General features: G+C 69.0%; 21 protein-coding genes and 1 tRNA gene. 11 read left to right on the top strand and 11 right to left on the bottom strand.

Going from position 1 to position 23,244, the window contains the following annotated elements; all coding sequences use genetic code 11:
* Positions 1-20: 20 nt before the first annotated feature.
* From tilS to LZ586_RS11935, 5 genes are all read right to left on the bottom strand, one after another.
* Positions 21-1,037, bottom strand: a complete 1,017-nt coding sequence (gene tilS / locus LZ586_RS18155; RefSeq protein ID WP_261346003.1) for a tRNA lysidine(34) synthetase TilS — start codon at positions 1,035-1,037, stop codon at positions 21-23.
* A complete protein-coding gene (locus LZ586_RS11950) occupies positions 1,015-1,956 on the bottom strand; it encodes an outer membrane protein assembly factor BamD (protein ID WP_235076518.1) in 942 nt (313 codons plus the stop codon). The genes tilS and LZ586_RS11950 overlap by 23 nt, the downstream gene beginning before the upstream one ends.
* Positions 1,957-2,037: 81 nt before the next feature.
* On the bottom strand, positions 2,038-2,865 hold the full coding sequence (locus LZ586_RS11945) for a helix-turn-helix domain-containing protein (protein WP_235076517.1): 828 nt from the start codon (positions 2,863-2,865) through the stop codon (positions 2,038-2,040).
* A gap of 107 nt (positions 2,866-2,972) precedes the next feature.
* Positions 2,973-5,243: a phosphoenolpyruvate--protein phosphotransferase gene (gene ptsP, locus LZ586_RS11940; RefSeq protein ID WP_235076516.1), complete on the bottom strand. Its 2,271-nt coding sequence runs from the start codon at positions 5,241-5,243 to the stop codon at positions 2,973-2,975.
* Between the two features lie 69 nt (positions 5,244-5,312).
* Positions 5,313-5,744 carry a TlpA disulfide reductase family protein gene (locus LZ586_RS11935; RefSeq protein WP_319937984.1) on the bottom strand — a complete coding sequence of 144 codons (432 nt, stop codon included), beginning with the start codon at positions 5,742-5,744 and terminating at the stop codon, positions 5,313-5,315.
* A gap of 142 nt (positions 5,745-5,886) precedes the next feature.
* Here LZ586_RS11935 and argH point away from each other — a divergent pair, with 142 nt between their 5' ends.
* The 5 genes from argH to LZ586_RS11910 are packed head-to-tail and all read left to right on the top strand — an operon-like array spanning position 5,887 to position 10,479.
* The gene (argH, locus tag LZ586_RS11930; RefSeq protein ID WP_235076515.1) at positions 5,887-7,266 is read left to right on the top strand and encodes an argininosuccinate lyase; all 1,380 of its coding nucleotides are present in this window, start codon (positions 5,887-5,889) and stop codon (positions 7,264-7,266) included.
* Entirely contained in the window at positions 7,263-7,502 is a 240-nt protein-coding gene (locus tag LZ586_RS11925; RefSeq protein ID WP_235076514.1) for a hypothetical protein, read from the top strand. The genes argH and LZ586_RS11925 overlap by 4 nt, the downstream gene beginning before the upstream one ends.
* A 9-nt stretch (positions 7,503-7,511) precedes the next feature.
* Positions 7,512-8,771, top strand: coding sequence for a diaminopimelate decarboxylase (gene lysA, locus LZ586_RS11920; RefSeq protein ID WP_235076513.1), 1,260 nt, complete (start codon positions 7,512-7,514; stop codon positions 8,769-8,771).
* Positions 8,768-9,529 carry a bifunctional precorrin-2 dehydrogenase/sirohydrochlorin ferrochelatase gene (locus tag LZ586_RS11915; protein ID WP_235076512.1) on the top strand — a complete coding sequence of 254 codons (762 nt, stop codon included), beginning with the start codon at positions 8,768-8,770 and terminating at the stop codon, positions 9,527-9,529. The genes lysA and LZ586_RS11915 overlap by 4 nt, the downstream gene beginning before the upstream one ends.
* On the top strand, positions 9,526-10,479 hold the full coding sequence (locus tag LZ586_RS11910) for a CorA family divalent cation transporter (protein WP_235076511.1): 954 nt from the start codon (positions 9,526-9,528) through the stop codon (positions 10,477-10,479). Before LZ586_RS11915 ends, LZ586_RS11910 begins: the two co-directional genes overlap by 4 nt.
* A 148-nt stretch (positions 10,480-10,627) precedes the next feature.
* Here LZ586_RS11910 and LZ586_RS11905 read toward each other — a convergent pair whose 3' ends face one another.
* From LZ586_RS11905 to LZ586_RS11895, 3 genes are all read right to left on the bottom strand, one after another.
* On the bottom strand, positions 10,628-11,164 hold the full coding sequence (locus tag LZ586_RS11905) for an NADPH-dependent FMN reductase (protein WP_235076510.1): 537 nt from the start codon (positions 11,162-11,164) through the stop codon (positions 10,628-10,630).
* A gap of 57 nt (positions 11,165-11,221) precedes the next feature.
* Entirely contained in the window at positions 11,222-14,188 is a 2,967-nt protein-coding gene (locus LZ586_RS11900) for a TonB-dependent receptor (protein WP_235076509.1), read from the bottom strand.
* 133 nt (positions 14,189-14,321) lie between these two features.
* A tRNA-Leu gene (locus LZ586_RS11895) sits at positions 14,322-14,408 on the bottom strand.
* Between the two features lie 124 nt (positions 14,409-14,532).
* On the opposite strand from LZ586_RS11895, the gene LZ586_RS11890 reads away from it, so the two are divergent.
* On the top strand, positions 14,533-15,891 hold the full coding sequence (locus LZ586_RS11890) for an MATE family efflux transporter (protein WP_235076508.1): 1,359 nt from the start codon (positions 14,533-14,535) through the stop codon (positions 15,889-15,891).
* On the opposite strand, the gene LZ586_RS11885 is transcribed toward LZ586_RS11890, so the two are convergent.
* Positions 15,863-16,696 (bottom strand): zinc-ribbon domain-containing protein, encoded by an 834-nt coding sequence (locus LZ586_RS11885; protein ID WP_235076507.1) that lies wholly within the window; start codon positions 16,694-16,696, stop codon positions 15,863-15,865. The two genes, LZ586_RS11890 and LZ586_RS11885, sit on opposite strands and share 29 nt — an antisense overlap.
* A gap of 201 nt (positions 16,697-16,897) precedes the next feature.
* Between LZ586_RS11885 and ftsE the strand changes: the two genes are divergently transcribed.
* Genes ftsE through LZ586_RS11865 form a run of 4 tightly spaced genes read left to right on the top strand, consistent with a single transcriptional unit; the run spans position 16,898 to position 19,732 of the window.
* The gene (gene ftsE / locus LZ586_RS11880) at positions 16,898-17,602 is read left to right on the top strand and encodes a cell division ATP-binding protein FtsE (protein ID WP_235079794.1); all 705 of its coding nucleotides are present in this window, start codon (positions 16,898-16,900) and stop codon (positions 17,600-17,602) included.
* Positions 17,602-18,483: a cell division protein FtsX gene (locus LZ586_RS11875; RefSeq protein WP_235076506.1), complete on the top strand. Its 882-nt coding sequence runs from the start codon at positions 17,602-17,604 to the stop codon at positions 18,481-18,483. Before ftsE ends, LZ586_RS11875 begins: the two co-directional genes overlap by 1 nt.
* Positions 18,480-19,013, top strand: a complete 534-nt coding sequence (locus tag LZ586_RS11870; protein WP_235076505.1) for a YdcF family protein — start codon at positions 18,480-18,482, stop codon at positions 19,011-19,013. The genes LZ586_RS11875 and LZ586_RS11870 overlap by 4 nt, the downstream gene beginning before the upstream one ends.
* Positions 18,995-19,732 carry a lysophospholipid acyltransferase family protein gene (locus LZ586_RS11865; RefSeq protein WP_319937983.1) on the top strand — a complete coding sequence of 246 codons (738 nt, stop codon included), beginning with the start codon at positions 18,995-18,997 and terminating at the stop codon, positions 19,730-19,732. The genes LZ586_RS11870 and LZ586_RS11865 overlap by 19 nt, the downstream gene beginning before the upstream one ends.
* A gap of 102 nt (positions 19,733-19,834) precedes the next feature.
* On the opposite strand, the gene LZ586_RS11860 is transcribed toward LZ586_RS11865, so the two are convergent.
* The gene (locus LZ586_RS11860; RefSeq protein ID WP_235076504.1) at positions 19,835-20,743 is read right to left on the bottom strand and encodes a prephenate/arogenate dehydrogenase family protein; all 909 of its coding nucleotides are present in this window, start codon (positions 20,741-20,743) and stop codon (positions 19,835-19,837) included.
* Positions 20,743-21,837: a histidinol-phosphate transaminase gene (gene hisC / locus LZ586_RS11855; RefSeq protein WP_235076503.1), complete on the bottom strand. Its 1,095-nt coding sequence runs from the start codon at positions 21,835-21,837 to the stop codon at positions 20,743-20,745. Before hisC ends, LZ586_RS11860 begins: the two co-directional genes overlap by 1 nt.
* A gap of 81 nt (positions 21,838-21,918) precedes the next feature.
* Between hisC and metX the strand changes: the two genes are divergently transcribed.
* Entirely contained in the window at positions 21,919-23,049 is a 1,131-nt protein-coding gene (gene metX, locus LZ586_RS11850; protein WP_235076502.1) for a homoserine O-acetyltransferase MetX, read from the top strand.
* Positions 23,050-23,244: the final 195 nt, after the last annotated feature.

Genomic DNA, 23,244 nt, shown 5'->3' with positions numbered 1-23,244 from the left:
TCGCAATGGAACAACGTCTATCAGTGTGATCGCCGCGGCGGAGCCACGCTGAACTCCCATGTCGCACCTTTGGCGACCGCCTTCACCCCCGCAATCGTACCGGAGCCGCCAGCATCGAGTTTGCGCACCAAAGCGTCAAGGCTGCGCAATTCGGGGTTTTTGGAAAGGCTTGAAACTTCAATGACTTGCAGGATCGCTCGCCGCGCAAGCCGGCGGCGCATCTCGTAAGGCATTGAAATCATTGAAACCGAAATGCGGTAGGCGTCAATCAGAGGATCATCCTGCGCCCGCACGCTCCATTCACGCTCGGCAAAAAACGCCAGCGCCTCCTCGGCATGCCGCAAATTGCCCGCCGCCAGTGCCAGTCGCGCCGCCTCGAACTCCCCACTCTCCGCGAGCAACTGCCGAACCCGCGCCCGGTCGAAGCGCGGGTGCCGATTGGATGGATCCTCCACCGCCTTCAAGCCCGCGCCCTCCACCAGCGCCGCCAACTCCTTGCGCGGCCACCCGAGCAACGGCCGCACCAGCGTCAGCCCGGCGCGCAAGGGCCGCTGCGCCGCCATCGCCGCTAGGCCACCCACGCCAGCCCCCCGCCTGGCGCGCATCAGGAAAGTCTCGGCCACGTCGTCCTGCTGGTGCGCGGTCCCCAGCCACGCCGCCTGGCCCGCCCAGCGTGCCAGCAGCCGGTACCGCAGCCGCCGCGCCGCCTCCTGCAGATTGCCGGTCATGCTGTGATCGGCGCCCGGACGAAGCACAGCATGCGGCACGCCCAGCCGGTCGCAGACCCACCCGACGAACGCCGCCTCCGCCGCCGCCTCCGGGCGCAGGCCGTGGTCCACCGTTGCCGCAACCACCGCGCCAGGATACGCCGCCGCGCCAAGCAGAAGCAGCGCCAGGCTGTCACCCCCGCCCGACACCGCCAGCGCCAGCCGGCGCTCCGGCATCGGCGCCGCGCCGGTCAGCGCTTCCAGGGCATGCCGAAACCGCCCGACGATTTCGGCGGGCGGAGTCAGCTCACTTGCACTTGTTGGTGGCACGGCCCTCTGCAACTCCGGCCTTCATCTCGGCCGAGAGGCGGTCGCCGTACAACTGGGTCAGCTCGTTATAGACCTTGCAGACCTCGTTCGACGGCTTCTTCAGCTTGGTCAGCGCGTCGGCCAGGTAATAGAGGCTGTCCGGCGCCCGCTCGCCATTGGGGTTCTTCTTGTAATTCTCGTAAAACGCCACCGCCGCCAGACTGGGCGCGCCCGCATCGAGATAAGCGCGGCCGAGCAGGTTCTGCGAATAGCTGGCGCGGCGGTGCTGGGGGTATTTGTTGACCACCGTCTCGAACTGGGCCCGAGCCTCCGGGTACAGCTTGGCCTGCCACAGGCGATAGCCATAGGTATAGGCATCCTCGGCCGGATCGTTGCTGCTTGGCTTGGCGACCGCGGCAACCTGCTGCGCCCGCGCACCCGTAGGCTTCGCCGCAGGCTTCTCGGTAGCCGGCGCGGGTCGACCGGCAGACGCTGGTGCGGGCTCGTCAAGCGTCGCGGTATCGCCAGCGACGGCCGCGCCAGGAACCGACGGCCGGCTGCTCGTCTCGACGCCCTTCAGTCGGGCGTCGGTCGCGCTCTTATAGGCGTTGAACGCCTCCTCCAGCTGACGCAGGCGGTACTGGCTCTGCTCTACCTGCCCGGTCAAGGTCGTCAGCTGCCCCTCGAGCGCAGACACGCGCTGGGTGAGATCGGCCACGGGGCTGCTCGCCGGCACGCCGGGTATCACCGTGTTCGTCTCCGGCGTGATCTGCGGCTCCACGGTCTGGCCGGCCCCGCCCGGAAATACCTTGCGCTGCACCGCGCGCATTTCGCGCTCCAGACGGTCGACCCGGCCTTCGACATTGCCGCTCTGGGCATGCGCCGCGCCGCCGGTTCCAAGCGCCGCAGCGGCGATCGCCACAGTCATCAACATACGCATCAGGTCACACCCCCCGGTGGATTCGCTGAAAGGACTTACAGTTAACCGCCATAGAATATCGGCGAACGCTTGTCGCCCCGTTCACTGGGCGGTGGGGGCAGCGACGTTGCCGCCGTCCGCCGCAGCGCTGCTCCGCGCCTGAAGCGCCTCGGCGCTCACGCCCACGTCCACCGTCTCCACGCCGGTGCCGAGCGGCGCTACCTGCGATCCATTGATCAGTACCTGGACGCGGTCGGGTCGGCCGGTCCGCGCCACCGGATCCTGCGCATCGCGGGGAACGTCAAATCGCTCGCCAGGCGCCATTTCCTTCTCGAACAGCCGCTTGCCAGTCCTGTCACGCACGCGCAGCCAGACCGTTTCCGACGCCACCAAGGTTACCTGGCCACCCGCGGCCGGCGCGGCAGCAGGCACCGCGGCTACGCTCGCGTTCGATGCGCTATCAGCCGACGCCGTGCCGGTGGATGCCAGTACATCCTCAGCTGGCGTGGTGCCCCGGAACAAGTCGGTGCCATACCAGAGCCCGACGCCCACCAGCACAAGCAGCGCGACCACCAACGCGACCCACGCAAACCCTCGCGAGGGCATGCGCCCGGATTCTTCAAGCGGGTAGTATTGCGGCGGCGCCGATCGCTCGGGCAGCGTGCCCAGCTCACCACGGATGTCGTGCGCCACGGCGACTTCGTCGGCACCCACCGCCCGCGCATAGGCCTTGGCGAAACCAATGGCGTAGGTGGACGAGGGCAGTCCCGAATAGTCCGCGTTCTCGATCGCTTCCAGATGGCGTTGGGGAATGCGCGTGCGCACCGCGATCTCCGCCAGGTCCAGCCCCTGGGCCTCACGCGCTGCGCGCAGCCTAGCTCCCGCACCCGCGGGGGAAGCATTGGCGTTCGAGGCAGTATCGCCTTCCATCCTGGTCTCCGGGCAAGGCGTCGGCACCGCTGCCGCGCCTTCTTGCCGGGGATGTCCTCTACGCTGCCCTCGGTGTCAACGCCGCGCCGCGGTAAATCGGCGGATAATCAGGCGAGTTCGACGGATCGTTCCTCGGCCCAGGCGATGAGCGCCGCGCGCAAGGGGGTGCGGGGTTCCGCCAGCAGCGTGGTCATCGCGGCGATCACAGCCTTCCGATCGAGCGAGCGCACCATCGCCTTGATCGGCCCTACCGCAGCAGGTGTGATCGACAGGCGCCGGATGCCGAGCCCGATCAGCGCCATTGCCTCCAAGGGCCGGCCGCCCATTTCGCCGCACACTGTCACCGGCACGCCTGCGGCATCGGCCTGCTCCACCACCCGACGAATGAAGCGCAGGATCGAAGGGCTGAGCCAGTCATAGCGCAGCGCCAGCTTGGGGTGCGCGCGGTCGGCGGCGAACAGGAACTGGGTGAGATCGTTGGTGCCGATGGACAGGAAATCGACCTCGGGCAGCAGGACGTCGAGCACCTCGGCCAGAGCCGGAACCTCGAGCATCGCGCCATAACGGATTTCGAGCGGCAGCTTCTTGCCCCTGGCGGCGAGCCAACCGCGCTGCGCCTCGAACAGCGCCTTGGCTTGGTCGAACTCCCAAGGCTCCGACACCATCGGAAACATCACGCTAAGCGTACGCCCTCCCGCAGCTTCGATGAGTGCGCGCGCCTGCGCCTTCATCAAGCCATCGCGGTCAAGGGCGAGCCGGAGCGCGCGCCAGCCCATCGCGGGGTTTTCTTCGTCGCCCTCTTCATCGTGATTGAGATACGGCAACGCCTTGTCGCCGCCGATATCGACAGTGCGGAACACCACCGGACGGTCGCCCGCGGCTTCGAGAACGTCCTTGTAGAGTCGCCGCTGCGCCTCGCGCTGGGGCAGGGTCGCCGACACCAGGAACTGGAACTCGGTGCGAAACAGCCCGATGCCATCGGCGCCGGTAAGGTCGAGCGCCGCCAGATCATCGCGCAGCCCGGCATTTACCATCACGGCCAGGCGCTCGCCGTCACGGGTGATCGGTACCTCACCCTTTAGCTGGGCGAAGGCGGCCCTGCGCTTCTGGCTGAGCTCCAGCTTGGCCTCGAACGCTTCTTGCATCGCTTGGCTTGGGCGGATGAACAGGCTCTCTTCGGCGGTATCCAGCAGCAACAGGTCGCCTTCCGCGATCAACCGACGCACGTCACGCACCCTACCCAGCACCGGCACGCCCATGGCCCGCGCGACGATGGTAACGTGCGCGGTCAGGGAGCCCTCTTCCAGAACCACGCCCTTCAATCGCCGCCGGTCATATTCGAGCAACTCGGCTGGTCCGAGATTACGGGCGATAAGGATTGCATCCTGACGAAGGCCCATATGCGCCGCGGTGCCGAGTTGACCGGATACGGTGCGAAGCAGCCGGTTGGATAGGTCCTCCAGGTCGTGCATGCGGTCCCGCAAGAGCGGATCGTCGATCTCACGCATACGCTGGCGAGTCCGCTGCTGGACCCGCTCGATCGCGGCCTCCGCGGTCAGGCCGGAATCGATCGCCTCGTTGATCCGCCGGCTCCAGCCTTCATCATAGGCGAACATCTTGTAGGTCTCGAGCACCTCGTCGTGCTCGCCGCCGCCGCCGAACTCGGCCTGGCTCGCCATGCGCTCGATCTGATCACGCATCTTGTCGAACGCCGCATAGACGCGGTGGCGCTCGGCCTCGGTATCCTCAGCGACGGTGTGCTCGATGAAGATGCGCGGTTGATGGAAGACCGCGACGCCGACGCCCATTCCGTCGACCAGCTTGAAACCGTGAGCATGACTGGCAGCAGTCGATTGCGGCCGAGTGGACGGCGCACCAGCCGTGTCGATCAGGTCGGCATTGGCGATCAATTCCGACAGCACCATCGCCACCGTTTGCAGCGCTTCGATTTCTATGTCGGCATAGCGCCGCGGCTCGGCATGCTGCACCGCGAGCACCCCCACCGACCGCTCGCGCCGTATGATCGGCACGCCAGCGAAGCTGTGAAAGCGATCCTCTCCGGTTTCCGGACGATAGGCGAAGTCTGGATGCGTCGCGGCCTCATCGAGGTTCAGCGTCTCGACATTGGCGGCGATCGTGCCGACCAGCCCCTCGCCGAGCGCGAGTGTCGTGACGTGCACTGCTTCCTGTGCAAGGCCGCGCGTGGCGAACAGCTCTAGCACCCCTTCGCGCAGCAGGTAGATCGAGCAAACCTCGCTGTTCAGCGTGGAACCGATGACTTCCACCACGGCGTTCAGCTTCGCTTGTGCGGGCAGCCGCTTTGCCATGACATCGTGGAGGCGCGTGAGTATCTCGCGGGCGGAAGCAGCTGCGGTCATGGCCGAGCGCTAACAGATTGCGCCAGCGGGCGCCACGGCTTGGCGTGTCAGGCTACGTACGCCGCGCGATCAACGCGCCTCGGTTAGAAGGGCCGCGGCATCGGGGCCGGCCCAATCCTTCTCACCGGACGCCCGCCAGACTTCCTTGCCCGCTGAATCGAAGAGGATCGTAGTCGGCAGGTTGGCGCCGAGCCCGAGGCTGAAGGCCGCATCGGCATCGATATAGGGCTGGAGATGCTTGAAGCCGTTCTTCTGGAAGAAGGGGACGACCACCTCCTTGCCCTTGAAGTCCTGGCTTACCGCGAGGACGTGGAGCGCCGCCCCCTGGCTGCCGGCGAGCGCGTCCAGCGTCGGCATTTCCTTGATGCAGGGGATGCACCAGGTCGCCCAAAGGTTGAGCAGCACCGGCTTGCCCTTGAAGCTTGCCAGCGTCACGGTCTTGCCCGCGGCATCCTGGAAGGCGATCGAGGGTGCGGCCTCGCCCTTGTGGCTGCGATCCACCGTACCCGCCCCGGGTGCGGCAGCGGTGCTGTTGTTCTGGGTCGCTTGCTGCGGAGGCTGCGAAGGCCTATCGCAGCCGCCGATTGCCACCAAGCCTGTGAGGAGAAGCGCGATAGCTGGGCGCAAGGACAGCTCCAATGCGATGTGGGGTGGGCGGTTCGCCGAAGGACCGTCGGCCGTGATGCGTGAGATAAACGCGTCGATCCCCTTCGACAAGCGGATGTGGCGGCAGGATATCCGCGGCAGCCAGGCGCATGTCGCGATGCTGGGCAAACAGGGCATCGTCGCGGCCGAAGATGCCGCGCGGATCGCGCAAGGGCTGGAAGAGGTCGCTGCGGCGTTCGAGGCGGACGGTGTTCCGGAGGACCTGGCGCTCGAGGACATCCACATGCTGACCGAAGCGCGGCTGTCGGATCGAATCGGCGCGGTCGCGGGGCGGCTGCACACTGCGCGGTCGCGCAACGACCAGGTGGCGACCGATTTCCGGCTGTGGGTGCGCGATTCGATTGATCAGGTGGACGCGGCGCTTGACGTTCTGCTTGACGCGCTGATCGTGCGTGCCGAGGAGCATGCGGCGACGGTGATGCCGGGGTTCACGCACCTCCAGACCGCCCAGCCGGTGACGCTCGGCCATCATTTAATGGCCTATTACGAGATGGTTAGCCGGGACCGCTCGCGCTTTGCCGACGCCCGGGCGCGGATGAACCTGTGCCCGCTGGGATCCGCCGCTTTGGCCGGGACGGGGTTCCCGCTCGACCGCGACGCCACCGCAAGGGCGCTGGAATTCGACGGACCGACGCGAAATTCGCTCGATTCCGTGTCAGATCGCGACTTCGCGCTCGAATATCTGACCTGTGCGTCGCAATGCGCGCTGCATCTGTCGCGTTTGGCGGAAGAGTTCGTGATCTGGGCGAGCCAGCCGTTCGGCTTCGTCAGCTTGAGCGATCAATGGTCGACCGGCAGCTCGATCATGCCGCAGAAGCGCAACCCCGACGCGGCCGAACTGGTGCGCGGCCATTCGGGCCGCATCACCGGCGCGCTGGTCAGCCTGATGATGACGATGAAGGGCCTGCCGCTCGCTTATTCCAAGGACATGCAGGACGACAAGCCGCCGGTGTTCGAGGCGCACGACCTGCTGGGCCTGTCGATCGCGGCGATGACCGGGATGATCGAAAGCGCGACCTTCCGCACCGAGCGGATGCGCGCGGCGGCGGAAGCGGGCTTTTCCACCGCAACCGACCTGGCCGACTGGCTGGTGCGCGAGGCCGGAGTGCCGTTCCGCGAGGCGCACCACATCACCGGACGGGCAGTGGCCAAGGCGGAAGCCGACGGCGTGCGGCTGGACCAGCTGCCGCTCGACGCGCTCAAGGAGATCGACGCGCGGATCGACCAGCGCGTATATGACGTGCTGAGCGTCGACGCATCGGTGTCGAGCCGCACCAGCTTTGGCGGCACGTCGCCGGTGCGGGTGCGCGAGGCGATCGCGGCGGCGCGGCGGGCGCGCGAGGAGAACGGGCGATGAAACGACTCTTGCTGATCGCAGGCTTGGCGGCGCTGGGCGGCTGCGGCGCGCGCGGCGACCTGAAGGTCGCCGAGGGCCAGGCGCTGCCGCCCGCGCCTTATGGCGCCACCGCGACGCCGACGCCGGGCGACCTGTTGCAGCCCGCGCCGCAGACGCGCCCGGCGCGCAGCGACGACCTGATCCAGAGCTCGGAGCGCCGCCGCAGCGACGAGTTCGACCTGCCTCCCCCCAACTGACCGGAACCGATGGACCATTTCACGCTGATCGACGGCGAACTCCACGCCGAGAACGTCCCGCTTGCGCGCATCGCCGCCGAGGTCGGGACGCCGGTCTACGTCTATTCCACCGCCACCTTCCAGCGCCACGCGCGCGCTTTCCGCGACGGACTGGCAACGGTGCCGCGCGCGCGCGTCGCGTTCGCGATCAAGGCGAACCCGAACCTGGCGGTGCTGCGGCTGCTGGCCAATGAAGGCTTTGGCGCCGACGTGGTGTCGGGCGGCGAGCTGGCACGCGCGCTGGCCGCGGGAATGCCGCCCGAGAGCATCGTGTTTTCAGGCGTGGGCAAGAGCCGCGCCGAGCTGGACCAGGGACTGAGCGCCGGGATCGGCCAGTTCAACCTGGAACTGGAAGAGGAAGGCGTGGTGCTGTCCGAACTCGCGGCGGCGCGGGGGCTGCGCGCGCCGGCGACGTTGCGAGTCAATCCCGACGTCGATGCCGGCACGCATGAGAAGATCTCGACCGGACGCGCGGAGAACAAGTTCGGCGTGCCGATCAGCGAGGCGCGGGCGATCTTCGACAGGCTGGCGCCGCTGCCCGGGCTGAACCTGCGCGGCGTGGCGGTGCATATCGGCAGCCAGTTGCAGAGCCTGGAGCCGCTGGAGCGCGCTTATGCCCGCGTCGGCGAGCTGGTCGCCGAACTGCGCGCGGCGGGTCACCCGATCACCCATGTCGACCTGGGCGGGGGGCTGGGGGTGCCGTACCGCACCACCGACACGCCGCCTTCGCCTGCCGAATTCGGTGAGATGGTGGCGCGCGTGACGCGCGACTGGGACGTCGAGCTGATGTTCGAGCCCGGGCGGGTGATCGCCGCCAATGCCGGCGTGCTGCTGACGCAAGTGCTGTGGGTGAAGCCCGGCGTCGTCCACCCCTGGGTGATCGTCGATGCGGCGATGAACGACCTGGCGCGGGTGGCGCTGTACGACGCGTATCACGACTTCGTCGCCGTGAAGCCGAGCGGCGCGACGATGACCGCCAATGTGGCCGGGCCGGTTTGCGAATCGAGCGACGTGTTCGCCAAGGGGCGGGAGATCGACGTGGTCGAGGCCGGCGACCTGGCGGTGCTGCGCAGCGCCGGCGCGTACGGCGCGACGATGGCGAGCACCTATAACAGCCGGCCGCTGGTGCCCGAGGTGCTGGTGTCGGGCGACACCTACGCGGTGGTGGCAGGCCGCATATCGGCCGAGACGATCATGGCCGAGGAGCATGTGCCGGACTGGCTGAAATGAGCCTGCCCGCCCTGCCCCTGTTCGTGAAACTGGCGGGGCGGCCGGTGATCCTGGCCGGCGAGGGCGAGATGGCCGACGCCAAGAGGCGGCTGCTGGAGCGTGCCGGCGCGCGCATCGTCGGCGTGGAGGACCAAGCGAGCCTGGCGATCGTCGCGCTGGACGAACCCGAAGCGGTGACGGCGGCGCTGCGCGCGCGCGGGGTGCTGGTGAACACCGTTGACCGCCCCGATCTGTGCGACTTCACGCTGCCGGCGATCGTCGACCGCTCGCCGGTGCTGGTGGCGATCGGCACCGCCGGGGTCTCCGCGGGACTTGCCGCGGCGTTGCGGCAGAAGCTGGAGGTACTGCTGCCCGCAGGGCTCGGGCGGCTTGCCGAGGCGCTGGGTGGCGCGCGCGCGGCGATGCGCCTGCGTTGGCCCGATGGCGGGCAAAGGCGGCGCGCGCTGGGCGAGGCGCTGAACGGCGCGCTCGACCCGTTGATGCCGCACGACGCGGACGCCGTCGCCGCCTGGCTGGAGGGCGCCCAGGGGGATGCCGCGCCAGCGATGCTGCGGTTCACATTGCACTCCGCCGATCCCGACGACCTTACGCTGCGCCAGGCGCGCGCGCTGGCGCAGGCGGACCGGGTGTTCCACCGCGCGGACGTGCCGGCGGACCTCCTCGACCGGGCGCGGGCCGACGCGGTGCGGATTGCCTGCGCCGCGCCGCCGGTGCATCCCGGCACCGGCGTGTCGGTGGACCTGGAGATGGCGAGTTGAGCGGCTTCGCGTATGTCGTGCATCAGGGTCAGGCGCGAAAGGTCACCCTGCGGGATGCGTTGCGCGAAGAGGCCGACCTCAGCTGGACGCATCTCACGACCAACGACGCCCGGGCCAAGGCGTGGCTGGAGGGCGAGGCGAAGCTGGGGCCGTTCGTGCTGGAATCGCTGATCGCCGCCGAAACCCGGCCACGCTGCGACGCGGTCGGCGACGGCGCGGTGATCAACCTGCGCGGGCTTTCGTCGGAGGCGCTCGCCACTTCCGATCCGCTCGCGTCGATCCGGATGTACGCGCATGGCGGGAGGGTGTTCTCGGTCACGCGAAAGCCGCTCAACGCAGTCGATCCGGTGCGCAAGCAAGTCGAGGCCGGAGAGATCCTCGATCCCGGCGACCTGATCGCCGCGATCGCCCAGGCGATCACCGAGGAACTCGATCCGGTCGTCGCCGACCTGGGAGACTCGCTCGACGATTGCGAAGAGCAGATCGCGTCGCGGCAGATCTTCGACCTGCGCCGCGGCGTCAATCAGGCGCGGGTGCAGGCGATCGGCTATCGCCGCTTCCTGAATCCCCAGCGCGCTGCCTTGGAGCGGCTGGCGGCGCTGCCCGGCGAATGGCTGCGCGACGACGATCGCCTGCATCTCAACGCCGCCGCCGACCGGGCCGCGCGCATGGCCGAGGAACTGGAAAGCATCCGCGAGCGCGCCGGGCTGATGCACGAGACCCTGACCGACCTGCGCGCCGAGCAGATCGACCAGCGATCGCTGGTGATCGCAGTGGTGGCGATGGTGTTCCTGCCGCTGACCTTCCTCACCGGGCTGCTGGGCATGAACGTCGAGGGCATTCCCTACGCGCATGCGGCCTGGGCGTTCTGGGGCGTCGTGGCGGTGTGCGTGGTGATCGCCGCCGCGATCAGCTTCTTCTTCGTGCGGCGCCACTGGTTCGAGGGTTGAGTGCCTGGGTTCACCCAGAAGCAGCAACAACCCGTTGAACTACTGTCATCCCGGCCTTGAGCCGGGATCCCGCTTCTTCTGTCGATTTCAAGCCAGCGGGACCCCGGCTCAAGGCCGGGGTGACGAAGCAGGAATACGCGTTCTCAAATCAGCGCCCGAGGAACGTGAAGATCTGGTCGACCATGGTATCGATCGGGCCGCTTGCGCGCGTAACCGCGTCGCCGGGCTCGGCGGTGTTGATCACCAGCCCCAGCGGCGTGGGCCAGCCGCGCAGCGAATGGGTGATGGTCCGCAATGCCGTCAGCGTCGAAACGGCGGCCTGCCACCCCGCCGCCGTGGCGATCAGGCCGACCGGCAGCCCGTCGAAATAGACGCGATCGTCGCCGCGCAGTTCCTCGACATAGTCGAGCGCGGTCTTGACCAGTCCCGAGAGCGTACCGTGATAGCCGGGCGAGCCGACGATCACTGCGTCGGCAGTACGAAGCGCATCGAGATAATGGCCGATCGCCGGGTTACCTTCGCACGCCCCAGGCTCGTAATGCGGAAAAGCGATGGCCTCCCCGGTCAGCAGCGTGGTGCGCGCGCCGCGCGCCTCCGCCTTGGCAAGCGCCGCGGCGAGCAAGCGGCCAGTCGTCGATTCGGTGCGAAGCGTGCCGCCGAGCGCGACGATGTGGGGCTGACTCATAGCCCTGGCGCTAGCCCAAACCCCCGCGATACACCAGCACCGCGGGGGATCCGGCGATCAGAAGAACAGCTTGCGCACCGTAAGGCGCACGGTGCGCCCGGTGGGATCGAGCAGGTTGGGCTGATAGGCCAGCGGCACCGCGCCCGCCTCGTCGGTCACGCGCCGGCGCGCGTCGAGCAGATTGTCCACCCGCAGGCTGACGCGCGTGCCGCGTAGCCAGGGATGCTTGAGCAGCAGGTCGGTCTGCTGGCCGAGATCGGCCTGCGCCACCAGGTTGAAGCGCGCGAGGCTGCCGAAGCTCAATTGGTCGCCGCTGCCCAGCGTGCCGGTCGCGACCTGGGTGCCGCTCTGCCAGCTGCCGTCCAGCCGCAGGCGGAAGCCGTCGCGCTGGATGCCGCTCTGGAACTCGATGCTGTGCGCGGGGGTGCCCCCGCTTGTGCTGTTTGCCGCGGCGCCGTTCAGATAGTCGAGGACCGGAAGGCCCTCGCGGATCAGCCGGCGATCCTCGAACACCCAGGTGTGGTAGAGGCTGAACTGCAGCATGTTGCCGCCGCGCCCGCCACCACGGCCGCCCCCGCCGCCGCCAAAGCCGCCACGGCCGCCGAAGCCGCCACCCGGGCGACCTGCACCCGGCGCACCGCCCGCACCCGGCCCCTCACCGGGAGGTGGCGGCGGAGGCGCATTGCCCGGTGCTGGCGCCTGGCCCTCTGGCGGAGGCGCGGCTTCCGCCTGACCGCGTGCGCCAGCGGCGCGTTCCGGGCCCCCTCGCGAACCGCGCTGATTGCTTCCGAACAGGCTTTCCTGCTGACCTAGGCGGCGGAACTGCTCCATCTGCGCCGACATCTCGGGCGGCAGCGGCTGGCCGGTGCGCCGCGATTCCTGCATCGCCGCGCGGAATTGCGTCATGCGTTCCTGCTGGCGCTTCTGCGCGGGCGAGGAGATGGGGAGGAACAGGTTGAACCCCCAGCGCAGTTCCTTGTGCTCGTAGCGGGCGAAGTTGATCGGTCGGAAGTCGACGCTGGTGAGGACGCCACTCGCGTCCCGCACGAAGCGGTCGGGGAACGCCGCCTCGACCTCGGCGGTGGCGCCGGGGAGGCTGCCGGTCGTGTTGCGATACCGCTGGTTGGTGTAGTTCGCGATCAGGTTGAGGTTGGTCTCCTTGAGCGGGCGGACGTTCAGCCCGAGCTTGAAGACCCGCCGGCTGTCCGCCTGAAGCAGCGGGTTGCCGCCGGTGATCGAGGTCACGTCGACGCTCTCCCCGCGCACATAATCGAACACGCGGACATTGGGCGTGACCAGCAGCGGATCGCCGAGGTTGCCCGGGCTCGGCGCGTTGCTGTCCTGCGTCCAGCTGACGATCGCGCGCACCGGCTCGATCGGCGACCAGTTGAAGCCATAGCCGGTGCTGGTCAGCCGGCCGAAGTCGGAGAGCTGCTCGGCTTCGAAATTGGCGTTGAGCGAGAAGTCGCCGATCGCCCCCAGCACTTCGCGGCGGCGGCTGGTGATCGGCAGGTCGAGATTGCCGCGCACACTGCCGGCATCGCGGGCGATGTCCGCGGTGCGGCCGATGCCGTTGCGGAAGGACTCGCTCGACAGGTCCTGGAAGCGGCCGCGGACGCGGATGCTGGCGTTGACGTCGCCGGCGGGCAGCTTGAACAGCGCGCCGTTGGTGAGCAGGTCGACGCGGCCGTCGCCGTTGCGCGAGTGGCTGGTGTCATCGGGCCGGAAGCCGAGCACGCCGGGCACGACCGGGCCGAACGGATTGAACCCCGGATTGCCGGCGTCGAGCAGTGCCTGCATCGCCAGGGGGTCGATGCCGCGATCGGTGGTCGAATCGCTGGTCGACAGGTCGTAGCTGGCGTTGAGCGACCAGCGCCAGCTGTTCGCCCAGGGCGTGCTATCGCCGTTCACGGTCACTTCGCCATGATAAGCGCGCGAACTGTTGGCGCGCGTGAGCGGCGTCCCGCCGTCATAATAACGCAGCAACTGCACGTCGCCCGCGAACGGCGAATAGGGGCTGCCGGCGGGCAGGCGCAGCGTGTAGCTGGGCAGGCCGAGCAGCGCGCTGCTTTCGGTGCCCTCGACGCGGAAATTGGCGCTTGCCCGGATCTTGTCGGACAGCGGGCGGCTGTAGACGCCGCCGATCGCCAGGTTCTTTTGCGGGTTCACCAACGTCCGGAAGCCGGTGATGTCGGTGACGTTGGGCTGGCCGGCGGAGGCCACGAAGGCGCCGAGCGCCTGCGGGCCGGACGCCGCGGCGGCGGGCACGCCGGCGACGGTCACGGTGCTGCCCGCGAGCGCGCTGAGCGCCGGATCGATCTGCGCGCCGCCGATCCCGGTGATGTTACCGGTCAGGTCGTAAAGCGTCGCCGCGGCGCGCGAGACGCCCCGCTCGCTTTCGAGGATGCCCGAGGACTGGTCGTACTGAAGCGTGACGTTGAAGCGCTCGTCGCGGCGGATCACGTCGACCTTGGCTTCGCCGCGGCCGCCGGCGTTGCCGCCCGCGGTGGGCGCGCGCCCTTCGAGCTCGGTGGAGAGCGCGGCGAAGCGCGGGCGCAGGACGAAGTTGATGACCTTCTGGGTGGCGGTGTAGCCATATTTGAGCGCGACTTCCTCCGGCAGGATGTCGACGCGCTCGAGCGCTTCGGGCGGGATGTCGCGCACTTCGCTGAAGCTGGAGCGGCGGCCGCTGAGCAGCACCACCGGCTGCTCGCCGCCGCGGCCCTGGCCGGTGCCGAGCTGGGCCGAGAGCTGGCTGATCAGCTCCGACACGCTGGAGGCGCCATAAGCGCGGATTTCCGCGGGCCCGAGCTGTTCTTCGGGCTTGATGTCGCCCGGCACCGCACCCTTGAGCGTGCCGGTGACGACGATCTCCTCGCCCATGTCCTCGGGCGCGGCGGCTTCCTCGGGCGCGGCGTCCTGCGCGGGCGCGGCCGGCGTGGCGGGCGCCTGCTCCTGGGCCAGCGCCGCCATCGGCCAGGCGCCGACCATCAGGCCCGCCACCGCGCATCCCAATTTACGCATCACCAACTCCCAATAAAATCGCACGCGGCCAGTGGAGGCCCTGCCTGTTGCTGCGGGCTACAAGCGAGTTGTCGCAGAATTGTGCCATGGCCGAAAAAAGAACGGCGCCCCGCAGGGCGCCGTTTTTGGTTTCTGGTGCGGTCGAGAAGACTCGAACTTCCACGGCCTTTCGGCCACAACGACCTCAACGTTGCGCGTCTACCAGTTCCGCCACGACCGCACGTGAAACTCCGTCGGAGGCCCCGACGGCTGGTAAGGCAGCGGCCCCTAGCAAAGGGTCCAGGGCATGGCAAGCGGGCAAGCACGCTTTCCTGAATCATTTCGAGCCCCTAAGCCCGCCTGCCATGCAGCTGCCCCCCACCCTTCGCGCCGAGATGCGCCGCATCCTGGCGCTGGCCTGGCCGGTGATACTGACCAGCCTCAACTGGACGATCCTGCACGTCACCGACGTGGCGATGGTCGGGCTGACCGGCGAGCGCGAGGCCGCCGCGCTGGGCGCAAGCCGGGCGATCACCTTTCCGGGCATCGTCATGGGACTGGGCGCGCTGACCGGGATCCTGGTGCATGTCGCCCGTGCCGACGGGGCGGGCGAACTGCGCGAGACCGGGCGGCTACTCCATCAAGGCACCGTGCTGGCGGTACTGCTGGGGCTGGCGAGCGCGGGCATCCTGTTCGCCTTCCCCGAGCCGATGCTGTTGGGGATCGGCGTGGCGCCCGCGACCGCGCCCGCCGCCGCCGCGGTGGTGCGGGTGATGGCGCTCGCCTACCCGTTCCAGCTGGTCATCCTGGCAGGCAGCTTCTTCCTCGAGGGCGTGAGCCGGCCCCGCCGCGTGACGGTGGTCAATCTGGCGGTGCTGCCGATCAACGCGCTGCTCGCCTGGGCGATGTCGGGCGGTCACCTGGGGCTTCCGGCGCTGGGCGCGGTCGGTGCGGCGGGGGCGACGGCGATCGCTTCCGCACTGGGCGCCGCCGGCATGGTCGCCGCCGCCTGGACGCTTCCCCGGGCGCACGCACGCGGCGTGCGCGACCTGTCCGGCTTCGCCACCGCGGAAACCTTGCGGGGCGCACTCGGCCTGCTGCGCTTCGGCATCGTGCCGGCGATCGCCTCGGGCCTGGAACTGGTCGGCTTCGCGATCCTCATCGCCTTGTCGACCCGCCTCGGCGACGTGCAGGCGCATGCCTTTCAGATCGTGTTCTCGATCCACAACGTCACCTTCGCCGTCGCATTGGGGCTGGGATCGGCGGCAGGCGTGCGGGTCGGCAATGCCGTGGGCGAAAGGGTGCCCCAGGCGGCAGCCGGCCGCACCGCGATCGCGGCCGGACTGGCGGCGCTCGCCACCGGGTTCCTCGCGCTCCTGCTCGTGCTGGTGCCGACGCCCCTCATCCAGATCTTCCCGGCGAGCCAGGAGACGCACATGCTCGCCATGTCGATGCTGGCGGTCTGGGCGCCGTTCATCCTGTTCGACGGAGTGCAGGTGGTGTTCGTCTACGCGCTGCGCTCGCTCGGCGATCAGGTCGCCGCCGGGATCAACGGCACCCTCGCCTTCTTCGTCATCACCGGCGGCGCGGGGCTGTGGCTGGTATCCATCGGCATGGGGCCGACCGGCCTGGTGCTCGCCTCCGGAATCGGGATGGTCACCGCCGCGCTGCTGAACGGCGGCCGCTTCGTGTGGATCAGCCGCCGATCTCGCTGGCAAAGCTGAGCTGCACGACCTTGGCATTGGCGGGCACGTCGACCTTGGCGCCGGTGAAGTCGAGCAGGCCGCCCGGGGCAAGCTGCCGGTTCTCGGGAGTGATCCGCCAGCTATAGACCAGATCGTCCGACGCGTTGCGGAGCTCCACCCGCACGTCGGGCACATGCTGCTGACTGCCGCTGGGGTTGCGGATCTTGCCCGAGACGACCAGCGCCTCGCTGCCATTGGGCATGGTCTTCAACTCGACGCTCTTGTCGGTGAACAACAGCGGCGTGTCGACCGCCCCGCCGATACCCAGGCCTAGTTGGCCGGCGATGCCCGGCGCACCCCAATACAGGATGGCGGCGAGCCCGAGCAGCATGGAAACGCCGGCGACGATCGCCGCGGCGGTCCACCGCCGTGCGGGATTCCTGCGCGGGCGAAAGGGCGGACGCGGCGCGAACGGATCATAATCGGGGCCCGCATCGGCAAGCGGATCTTCATACAGCCGGGGGGCGGGCTGGGTGGCCGCGGGTTCGGGCCGTGCCCGGCGTACCACCGGTTCCGGATCGGGACGGGCCGGCTCGGCCTGAGGCCCAGCTTGAGGCTCAGCTCGAGATTGGGCCTGGGGCTGAGGCTTGGGCTCGGGCCGTGTCGGCTCGGAAGCGGTGCGCGGTGCCTCGGGCGGCGCGGGGCGGGGTGCCAGATCGGCGATCGCAGGCGCCTGGAACCAGCTATGCTTGCAGTTCGCGCAGCGCACCGTGCGGCCTTCGGCACCGACGGCGCTGTCAGGAACGAGGTACCGCGTCCGGCACTGGCTGCATTCGAGGATCATCAAGCGTCTCAAGCGCCGGCTTGCCCACTGGCCGGTTGCCGGGAGCCTAACCCGTTCGAATCGGGCTAACAAGAGTCCCGGCCCGGCATGGCTGGCCTAAACCCGGCCGGAACGCCGCCGAACCGGGCCCGTCGCTTGAGCGGGCGGGTGGGACGTGCAATGGCTGGAGACGAGCGCAGCAGGGAGCCCGCGGCCGATCCTATGGCCAATATCGTCCAATTCGAGAATGTCGGGCTGCGCTATGGCAGCGGCCCCGAGACGCTATCGGACGTCAGCTTCACGCTGAAGAGCGGCGCTTTTTATTTTCTCACCGGCGCGTCGGGCGCGGGCAAGACCTCGCTGCTCAAGCTGCTATACCTTGCCCAGCGCCCCTCGCGCGGCGTGGTCAGGCTGTTCGGCGAGGATGCCGGGGTGCTGCCGCGTGCTCGCCTGCCCGGTTTTCGCCGGCGCATCGGCGTGGTGTTCCAGGACTTCCGGCTGGTTCCCCATTTGTCCGCCTATGACAATATCGCGCTGCCGCTGCGCGTGGCGGGCGTTCCCGAGAACGATGTCGAAGCCCCGGTGCGCGAGATGCTAGCGTGGGTCGGGCTGAACGAACGCAGCCGCGCCAAGCCGGCGACGCTGTCGGGCGGTGAGCAGCAGCGGATCGCGATCGCCCGTGCGGTGATCGGGCGTCCGGAGATACTGGTGGCCGACGAGCCGACCGGCAACGTCGATCCGGCGATGGCCGAGCGGCTGCTGCACCTGTTCGAATCGCTCAATCGCCTGGGTACGACGGTGGTGGTGGCGACCCACGACTTCCACCTCATCAACCGCATTCCCGCCGCGCACATGATGCGGATCGAGAAGGGGCAGCTGAACGACCCGACCGGCGTGTTGCGCAACCCGCCCCCGGCGCACGCCTGATGGTCGATTATGGCCCCGGCGCCCGCGACCGCCGCCTGCTCGACCAGGGCAAGGCGACGCGCGTCATGACCTGGATCATGGCGATCATGCTGTTCCTGACCGTGCTCGCCGGCGCGCTCGGGCTCGGCATGTTCGCGGCGACCGCGCAGATGGACCGGCAGCTGACCGGGCGGCTGACCGTGCAGATCGTCGAGGCCGACGCCGGGCTGCGCGACCGGCAGACGGCGGCGCTGGTCGCCGGGCTGGCGCGTACGCCGGGCGTCGCCAGCGCCCGGGAAGTCGACCGCGCGCACCTTGCCGAGCTGTTGCGGCCATGGCTGGGCGATGCCGGCCTGGACTCCGACCTGCCGATGCCGGCGATGATCGATGTCGAGACGAGCGGCGATGGCGCCGCGCTGATCGAGCGGACGGTGCGCCAGATCGCGCCGGGCGCGCGGGTGGACCGGCACGCGCAATGGCTGTCGCCGGTGCGCAGCTTCATGGTGACGATGAGCTGGCTGGCGGTCGGGCTGATGCTGCTGATCGCCACCGCCACCGCGGCGGTGGTGCTGCTTGCCACGCGTTCGGGGCTGGACACGCACCGGGACACGATCGATGTGCTGCACATGCTCGGCTCCACCGATGTCCAGATCGCCCGCTTGTTCCAGCGCCGGATCGCGTTCGATACGCTGATGGGCGGATTGGCGGGCGCGCTGCTTGCGCTCGGCGTGGTCTGGTTCCTGCAGCGCCGGACTGCGGCGCTGGGGTCGGAAGTGCTTTCGGGGGTCTCCCTGAGCGTGCGCGACTGGGCGCTGCTGTTGCTGCTGCCGCTGCTGTTCGCGTTGCTGGCCACGGTGTCGGCACGGGTGGCGGTGCTGCGTACGCTGGGCAAGACGCTGTGATCTGGCGGACGATCCTGCTCGTGCTGGTCGCCTGGGCGGTCGGGTTCGGCATGTTCATGCTGTCGCTGGGCCGGCCGCTCGACGACCGCAAGACCGACGGGATCGTCGTCGTCACCGGGGCGCCCGGCCGGATCGATCGCGGCCTAAAGGTCCTGCGGCACGGCGACGCCGAGCGGATGCTGGTGAGTGGCGTCGACGTCGACGTGCGGCCAGTGGAGTTCGCCGTCGAGTATAAGATCGACCGCAAGCTGTTTTCCTGCTGCATCGACCTTGGCTGGCAGGCGGTCGACACCCGCTCCAACGCGGAGGAGACCGCCGCCTGGGTCAAGCGCCACGACTTCAAGTCGGTCCGGCTGGTGACCACCGACTGGCATATGCCGCGCGCGCGGATGGAGTTGGTGCACACGCTGGGAAGCGGCGTCGAAGTGGTCGGCGACGGGGTTCGCAGCACCACCGGCTGGCGCGTGCTGCTGCGCGAGTACAACAAATATCTGGTGCGGCGGATCGCGCTGTGGCTCGGGGCGAGCTGATGGGCCGGCTGCGCGAGCGCGTCTTCAAGGCCGTCTTCTATGGCGGATCGGTGCCGATCGTGCTGCTGGCGCCGGTAATGGCGTTGTTCGGGCAGCGGATATTTCGCGGCTGGGTGGTAGGCTGGACCCGCTACCATGGCTGGTGCGCGCGCAATCTGATGGGCATCCGCAATCGGATCGAGGGCCGGCAGCTGGACGGGCCGGCGCTATATGCCGCCAAGCACCAATCCTTTTACGAGACGTTCGAGCTGGTTCGCCTGCTCGACGCCCCGGCGGTGGTGATGCGCCAGGAATATGCGCGCATCCCGGTATGGGGATGGGCGGCGCGACGCTACGGGGTGATCGTGATCGACCGCAGCGGATCGGCATCGGCGCTGCGCCAGATGATGCGCGAGGCCAAGGCGGCGGGCGCCGCGGGGCGGCCGGTGGTGATCTTTCCCGAAGGCACCCGCGGCCGCATCGGCGAGGCGCCGCCGCTTCAGGCCGGGTTGGCGGGATTGTACCGCGCCGTGGGGCTGCCGCTGGTGCCGATCGCGCTCGATTCAGCCAGGGTGTGGCCCAAGCATGGCGCGATGCATTCAGGGATCGTCACCTTGCGCTTCGGAGAGCCGATCCCGGCGGGTCTGCCGCGAGCCGAGATCGAGGCGCGGGTGCTGCGCGAGATCAATGTACTCAACGATCCTCCCCTGCAAGGGGGAGATGGCGGCCCGCAGGGCTGACGGCGCGGTGTCGCCGGCTTGAAGGGTGCGCTCCGGTCGAGCCGGTGAAACCCCTCCGACGCGCTTCGCGCGCCACCTCCCCTTGCAGGGGAGGATTTGAACCTACTCGTGTGAGCGGCCGAAGTCGGGCCGGGCGTCGTCCTGGCCCTGGTCGATGATCGAGCGGCGGACGGCGCGGGTGCGGCTGAACAGTTCGAACAGCTCGTCGCCCTTGCCCCAGCGGATCGCGCGCTGGAGGCTGGTCAGATCCTCGGTGAAGCGCTGGAGCATGTCGAGCACCGCCTCTCGGTTGCCGAGGAACACGTCGCGCCACATCGTCGGATCGGACGCGGCGATGCGGGTGAAGTCGCGGAAGCCGCCCGCGGAATATTTGATGACTTCCGACGCCGTGACTTCCTCGAGATCCGAGGCGGTGCCGACGATGGTGTAGGCGATGAGGTGCGGCAGGTGGCTGGTGACCGCGAGCACGCGATCGTGATGCGCAGGCTCCATCGTCTCGACCATCGCGCCCAGCCGGCGCCAGAACTCGCAGACGCGCTCGGTGGCGAGGGCATCGGTGCCCTCGGGCGGGGTCACGATGCACCAGCGGTGCTGGAACAGCGAGGCGAAGCCGGCCTCCGGGCCGCTATTCTCGGTCCCCGCAACCGGGTGCGCGGGCACGAAGACGGCGGACGGCGCCGCGGCGCGGACGGCGGCGATGACGCTTTCCTTGGACGACCCGACATCGCTGAGCACGGCGTCGGCGGGCAGGTCGGGTGCGATCTCCCCGGCGACGTCGCCCATCGCGCCGACCGGCACGCAGAGGATGACGAGATCGGCGTCGATCACCGCCGCGCCCGGCGTGTCGGCGACGTCGTCGCAGAGCTGGAGGCGGAGGGCGGTCTCGCGAACCTGAGGATCGCGGTCATGGCCGGTGATCCGCACGTTGGGCATGTGCTGGCGCACCGCGCGCGCGATCGACGAGCCGATCAGGCCGAGCCCGATCACGCTCACGCGCGCGAAGGGCAGCATCAGGCGCCGACCAGCCGGCGCAACGCTTCGACCACGCCGCGCATCTCGTCCTCGGTTCCGATGGTGATGCGCAGGCCGTGGGCAAGGCCCTGGCCGGGCAGCCAGCGGACGATGTAGCCGGCGTCCATCAGCGCCTTATACGCCCGTTCGCCGGTAACGTCGCCTTCGAACAGGACGAGCTGGAAGTTGGCTTTGGACGGGACGGCGCGCAGGCCCTTGTCGCCCATCGCGTCGATCTGCTGCGCGAACCAGGCGCGCATCGCCTTGTTGTGGCTGCGGCTGCGCTCGATGAATGGCGCGTCGCTCAGCGCGGCGATCGCGGCGCGGCCGGCGCCGATGCCGAAAGCGAAAGGCGCGCGGATGCGGTGCATCGCCGCGATCAGGTCGGGATGGCCATAGCCCCAGCCGACCCGCTCGGAAGCCAGGCCGAAGATCTTGGAGAAGGTGCGGGTGACCAGGACATTGGTCTGGGTGCGGGCGAGCTCGAGGCCGCCATCGTCGTCTTGGGGGTCGAGATACTCGGTATAGGCCTGGTCGAGGACGAGCAGCACATGGCTGGGCAGGCCGGCATGCAGCCGGGCGATTTCCGCGCGAGGCGTATAGGTGCCGGTCGGGTTGTTGGGGTTGGCGACGAAGACGACGCGGGTCTTGTCGGTCACCGCCGCCAGGATCGCGTCGACGTCGGTGGCATAGTCCTCGTCCGCAGCGACGACAGGAGTGGCGCCGATCCGCCGCGCGGCGATGTCGTACACCGCGAAGCCGTAGCGGACATAAATGATCTCGTCGCCCACGCCCGCGAAGGCGCCGGCGGCGAGGTGCAGCACTTCGTCCGATCCGGTGCCGTAGACGATCCGGTCCGCCTCGATCCCGTAATGCGCGGCGATCGCGGCGCGCAGGTCGGCAGCACTCGCGTCGGGATAGCGCTCGAGCTCGGCGGCGGACATCGCATAAGCGCGCCGCGCGGCTTCGGGGGTGCCGAACGGGTTCTCGTTGGAGGAAAGCTTGGCGACCTTGCGGCCGTCGTCGGTGGTGGCGCGCCCTGGCACATACGGCGCGATGTCCATGATCCAGGGCTTGGCGACGGGAGCGTTCATGGCCGCGCGGATTGGCCCAATGGCCGGGGCTTGGCAAGGGCGGCGCTTGAACCCGAGCCCGCGCGCCCGTAACGCGGGCCCATGCAGGAGGATGCGCGTTTCGGCCTGAGCCGCACTGTGACCTTGCCGGGGCCGCTCCGGCTGGATGGCGGAGTCCTGCTGTCGCCGGTCGACATCGCCTATGAAACCTATGGCACGCTGGCGGCGGACGGGCGCAACGCGGTCCTGGTCTGCCATGCGCTGACCGGGGATCATCACCTCGCCTCCACCCACCCACGCACCGGCAAGCCCGGCTGGTGGGCGCGGATGGTGGGCCCGGGCAAGCCGATCGACACCGACAGATATCTGGTGATCTGCGCCAACGTGCTGGGCAGCTGCCTGGGCTCCTCGGGGCCGGCGAGCGTCAACCCGGCGACCGGCAAGCCCTGGGCGATGACGTTTCCGGTCATCACCATCCGCGACATGGTGCGCGCGCAGGCGATGCTGCTCGACCACCTGGGCATCGCCCGGCTGTTCGCAGTGGTGGGGGGGTCGATGGGCGGCATGCAGGCGCTGAGCTGGGCGGCGACCTTCCCCGAGCGCGTGTCCGCGGCAGTGGTGATCGCCAGCGCGGCGCGGCATTCGGCGCAGAACATCGCCTTTCACGAAGTCGGGCGGCAGGCGATCATGGCCGATCATCGCTGGCGCGGCGGCGACTATTACGCCGACAACGATCCCCCTGCCTCGGGCCTGGCGGTGGCGCGGATGGCGGCGCACATCACCTATCTGTCCGAAGCCGGGCTGACCGCCAAGTTCGGCCGGCGGCTGCAGGCGCGCCCGGAAAAACCCGACGGGGCCAAGACCTTCGGCTTCGACGCGGACTTCCAGGTGGAAAGCTACCTACGCCACCAGGGGCTGAGCTTCGTCGACCGCTTCGACGCCAATTCGTACCTCTACATCACCCGCGCGCTCGATTATTTCGACCTGGCCGAGGAGCATGGCGGCACGCTGGCCAACGCGTTCCGTGGCGCCACCCGCTTCTGCCTGGTGAGCTTCGACACCGACTGGCTCTATCCCACCGGTGAGTCGCGGACGATCGTCCACGCGCTGAACGCCGCGGGCGCGCCGACGAGCTTCGTCGAGCTGTCCTCACCATTCGGGCATGACGCGTTCCTGCTCGAAAGCCCGGAGCTCGACCGAGTGATCTCCGGCTTCCTGGGTGCTGAAAGATGATGGTCACGCGAAGGCGCGAAGGCGCGAAAAGAAGAAGTCTGGAGGTTCGCACGGAGGCGCGGAGGCGCGGAGATTTCGCTGCTCGGCGTCGGGCGGGAGACCCACAAGGCACGCAGTCGGCGCATGCCTGGGGTAGAATCCCTGCCGCTGCTTCGGCGACTGCCCTTCTCCGCGCCTCCGCGCCTCCGCGTGCAC

Origin of the sequence: Sphingomonas sp. S2-65, assembly GCF_021513175.1 — a bacterium.
Taxonomy (GTDB): domain Bacteria; phylum Pseudomonadota; class Alphaproteobacteria; order Sphingomonadales; family Sphingomonadaceae; genus Sphingomonas.
This window is presented reverse-complemented; position numbering and strand designations above follow the sequence as displayed.

Excerpts from the sequence above, each read along its gene's own strand:
- LZ586_RS11950 (WP_235076518.1), bottom strand. The coding sequence starts at position 1,956 with ATGCGTATGTTGATGACTGTGGCGATCGCCGCTGCGGCGCTTGGAACC.
- LZ586_RS11945 (WP_235076517.1), bottom strand. The coding sequence starts at position 2,865 with ATGGAAGGCGATACTGCCTCGAACGCCAATGCTTCCCCCGCGGGTGCG.
- ptsP (WP_235076516.1), bottom strand. The coding sequence starts at position 5,243 with ATGACCGCAGCTGCTTCCGCCCGCGAGATACTCACGCGCCTCCACGAT.
- argH (WP_235076515.1), top strand. The coding sequence starts at position 5,887 with ATGTGGGGTGGGCGGTTCGCCGAAGGACCGTCGGCCGTGATGCGTGAG.
- LZ586_RS11925 (WP_235076514.1), top strand. The coding sequence starts at position 7,263 with ATGAAACGACTCTTGCTGATCGCAGGCTTGGCGGCGCTGGGCGGCTGC.
- lysA (WP_235076513.1), top strand. The coding sequence starts at position 7,512 with ATGGACCATTTCACGCTGATCGACGGCGAACTCCACGCCGAGAACGTC.
- LZ586_RS11915 (WP_235076512.1), top strand. The coding sequence starts at position 8,768 with ATGAGCCTGCCCGCCCTGCCCCTGTTCGTGAAACTGGCGGGGCGGCCG.
- LZ586_RS11905 (WP_235076510.1), bottom strand. The coding sequence starts at position 11,164 with ATGAGTCAGCCCCACATCGTCGCGCTCGGCGGCACGCTTCGCACCGAA.
- LZ586_RS11900 (WP_235076509.1), bottom strand. The coding sequence starts at position 14,188 with ATGCGTAAATTGGGATGCGCGGTGGCGGGCCTGATGGTCGGCGCCTGG.
- LZ586_RS11890 (WP_235076508.1), top strand. The coding sequence starts at position 14,533 with ATGCAGCTGCCCCCCACCCTTCGCGCCGAGATGCGCCGCATCCTGGCG.
- LZ586_RS11885 (WP_235076507.1), bottom strand. The coding sequence starts at position 16,696 with ATGATCCTCGAATGCAGCCAGTGCCGGACGCGGTACCTCGTTCCTGAC.
- ftsE (WP_235079794.1), top strand. The coding sequence starts at position 16,898 with ATGGCCAATATCGTCCAATTCGAGAATGTCGGGCTGCGCTATGGCAGC.
- LZ586_RS11875 (WP_235076506.1), top strand. The coding sequence starts at position 17,602 with ATGGTCGATTATGGCCCCGGCGCCCGCGACCGCCGCCTGCTCGACCAG.
- LZ586_RS11860 (WP_235076504.1), bottom strand. The coding sequence starts at position 20,743 with ATGCTGCCCTTCGCGCGCGTGAGCGTGATCGGGCTCGGCCTGATCGGC.
- hisC (WP_235076503.1), bottom strand. The coding sequence starts at position 21,837 with ATGAACGCTCCCGTCGCCAAGCCCTGGATCATGGACATCGCGCCGTAT.
- metX (WP_235076502.1), top strand. The coding sequence starts at position 21,919 with ATGCAGGAGGATGCGCGTTTCGGCCTGAGCCGCACTGTGACCTTGCCG.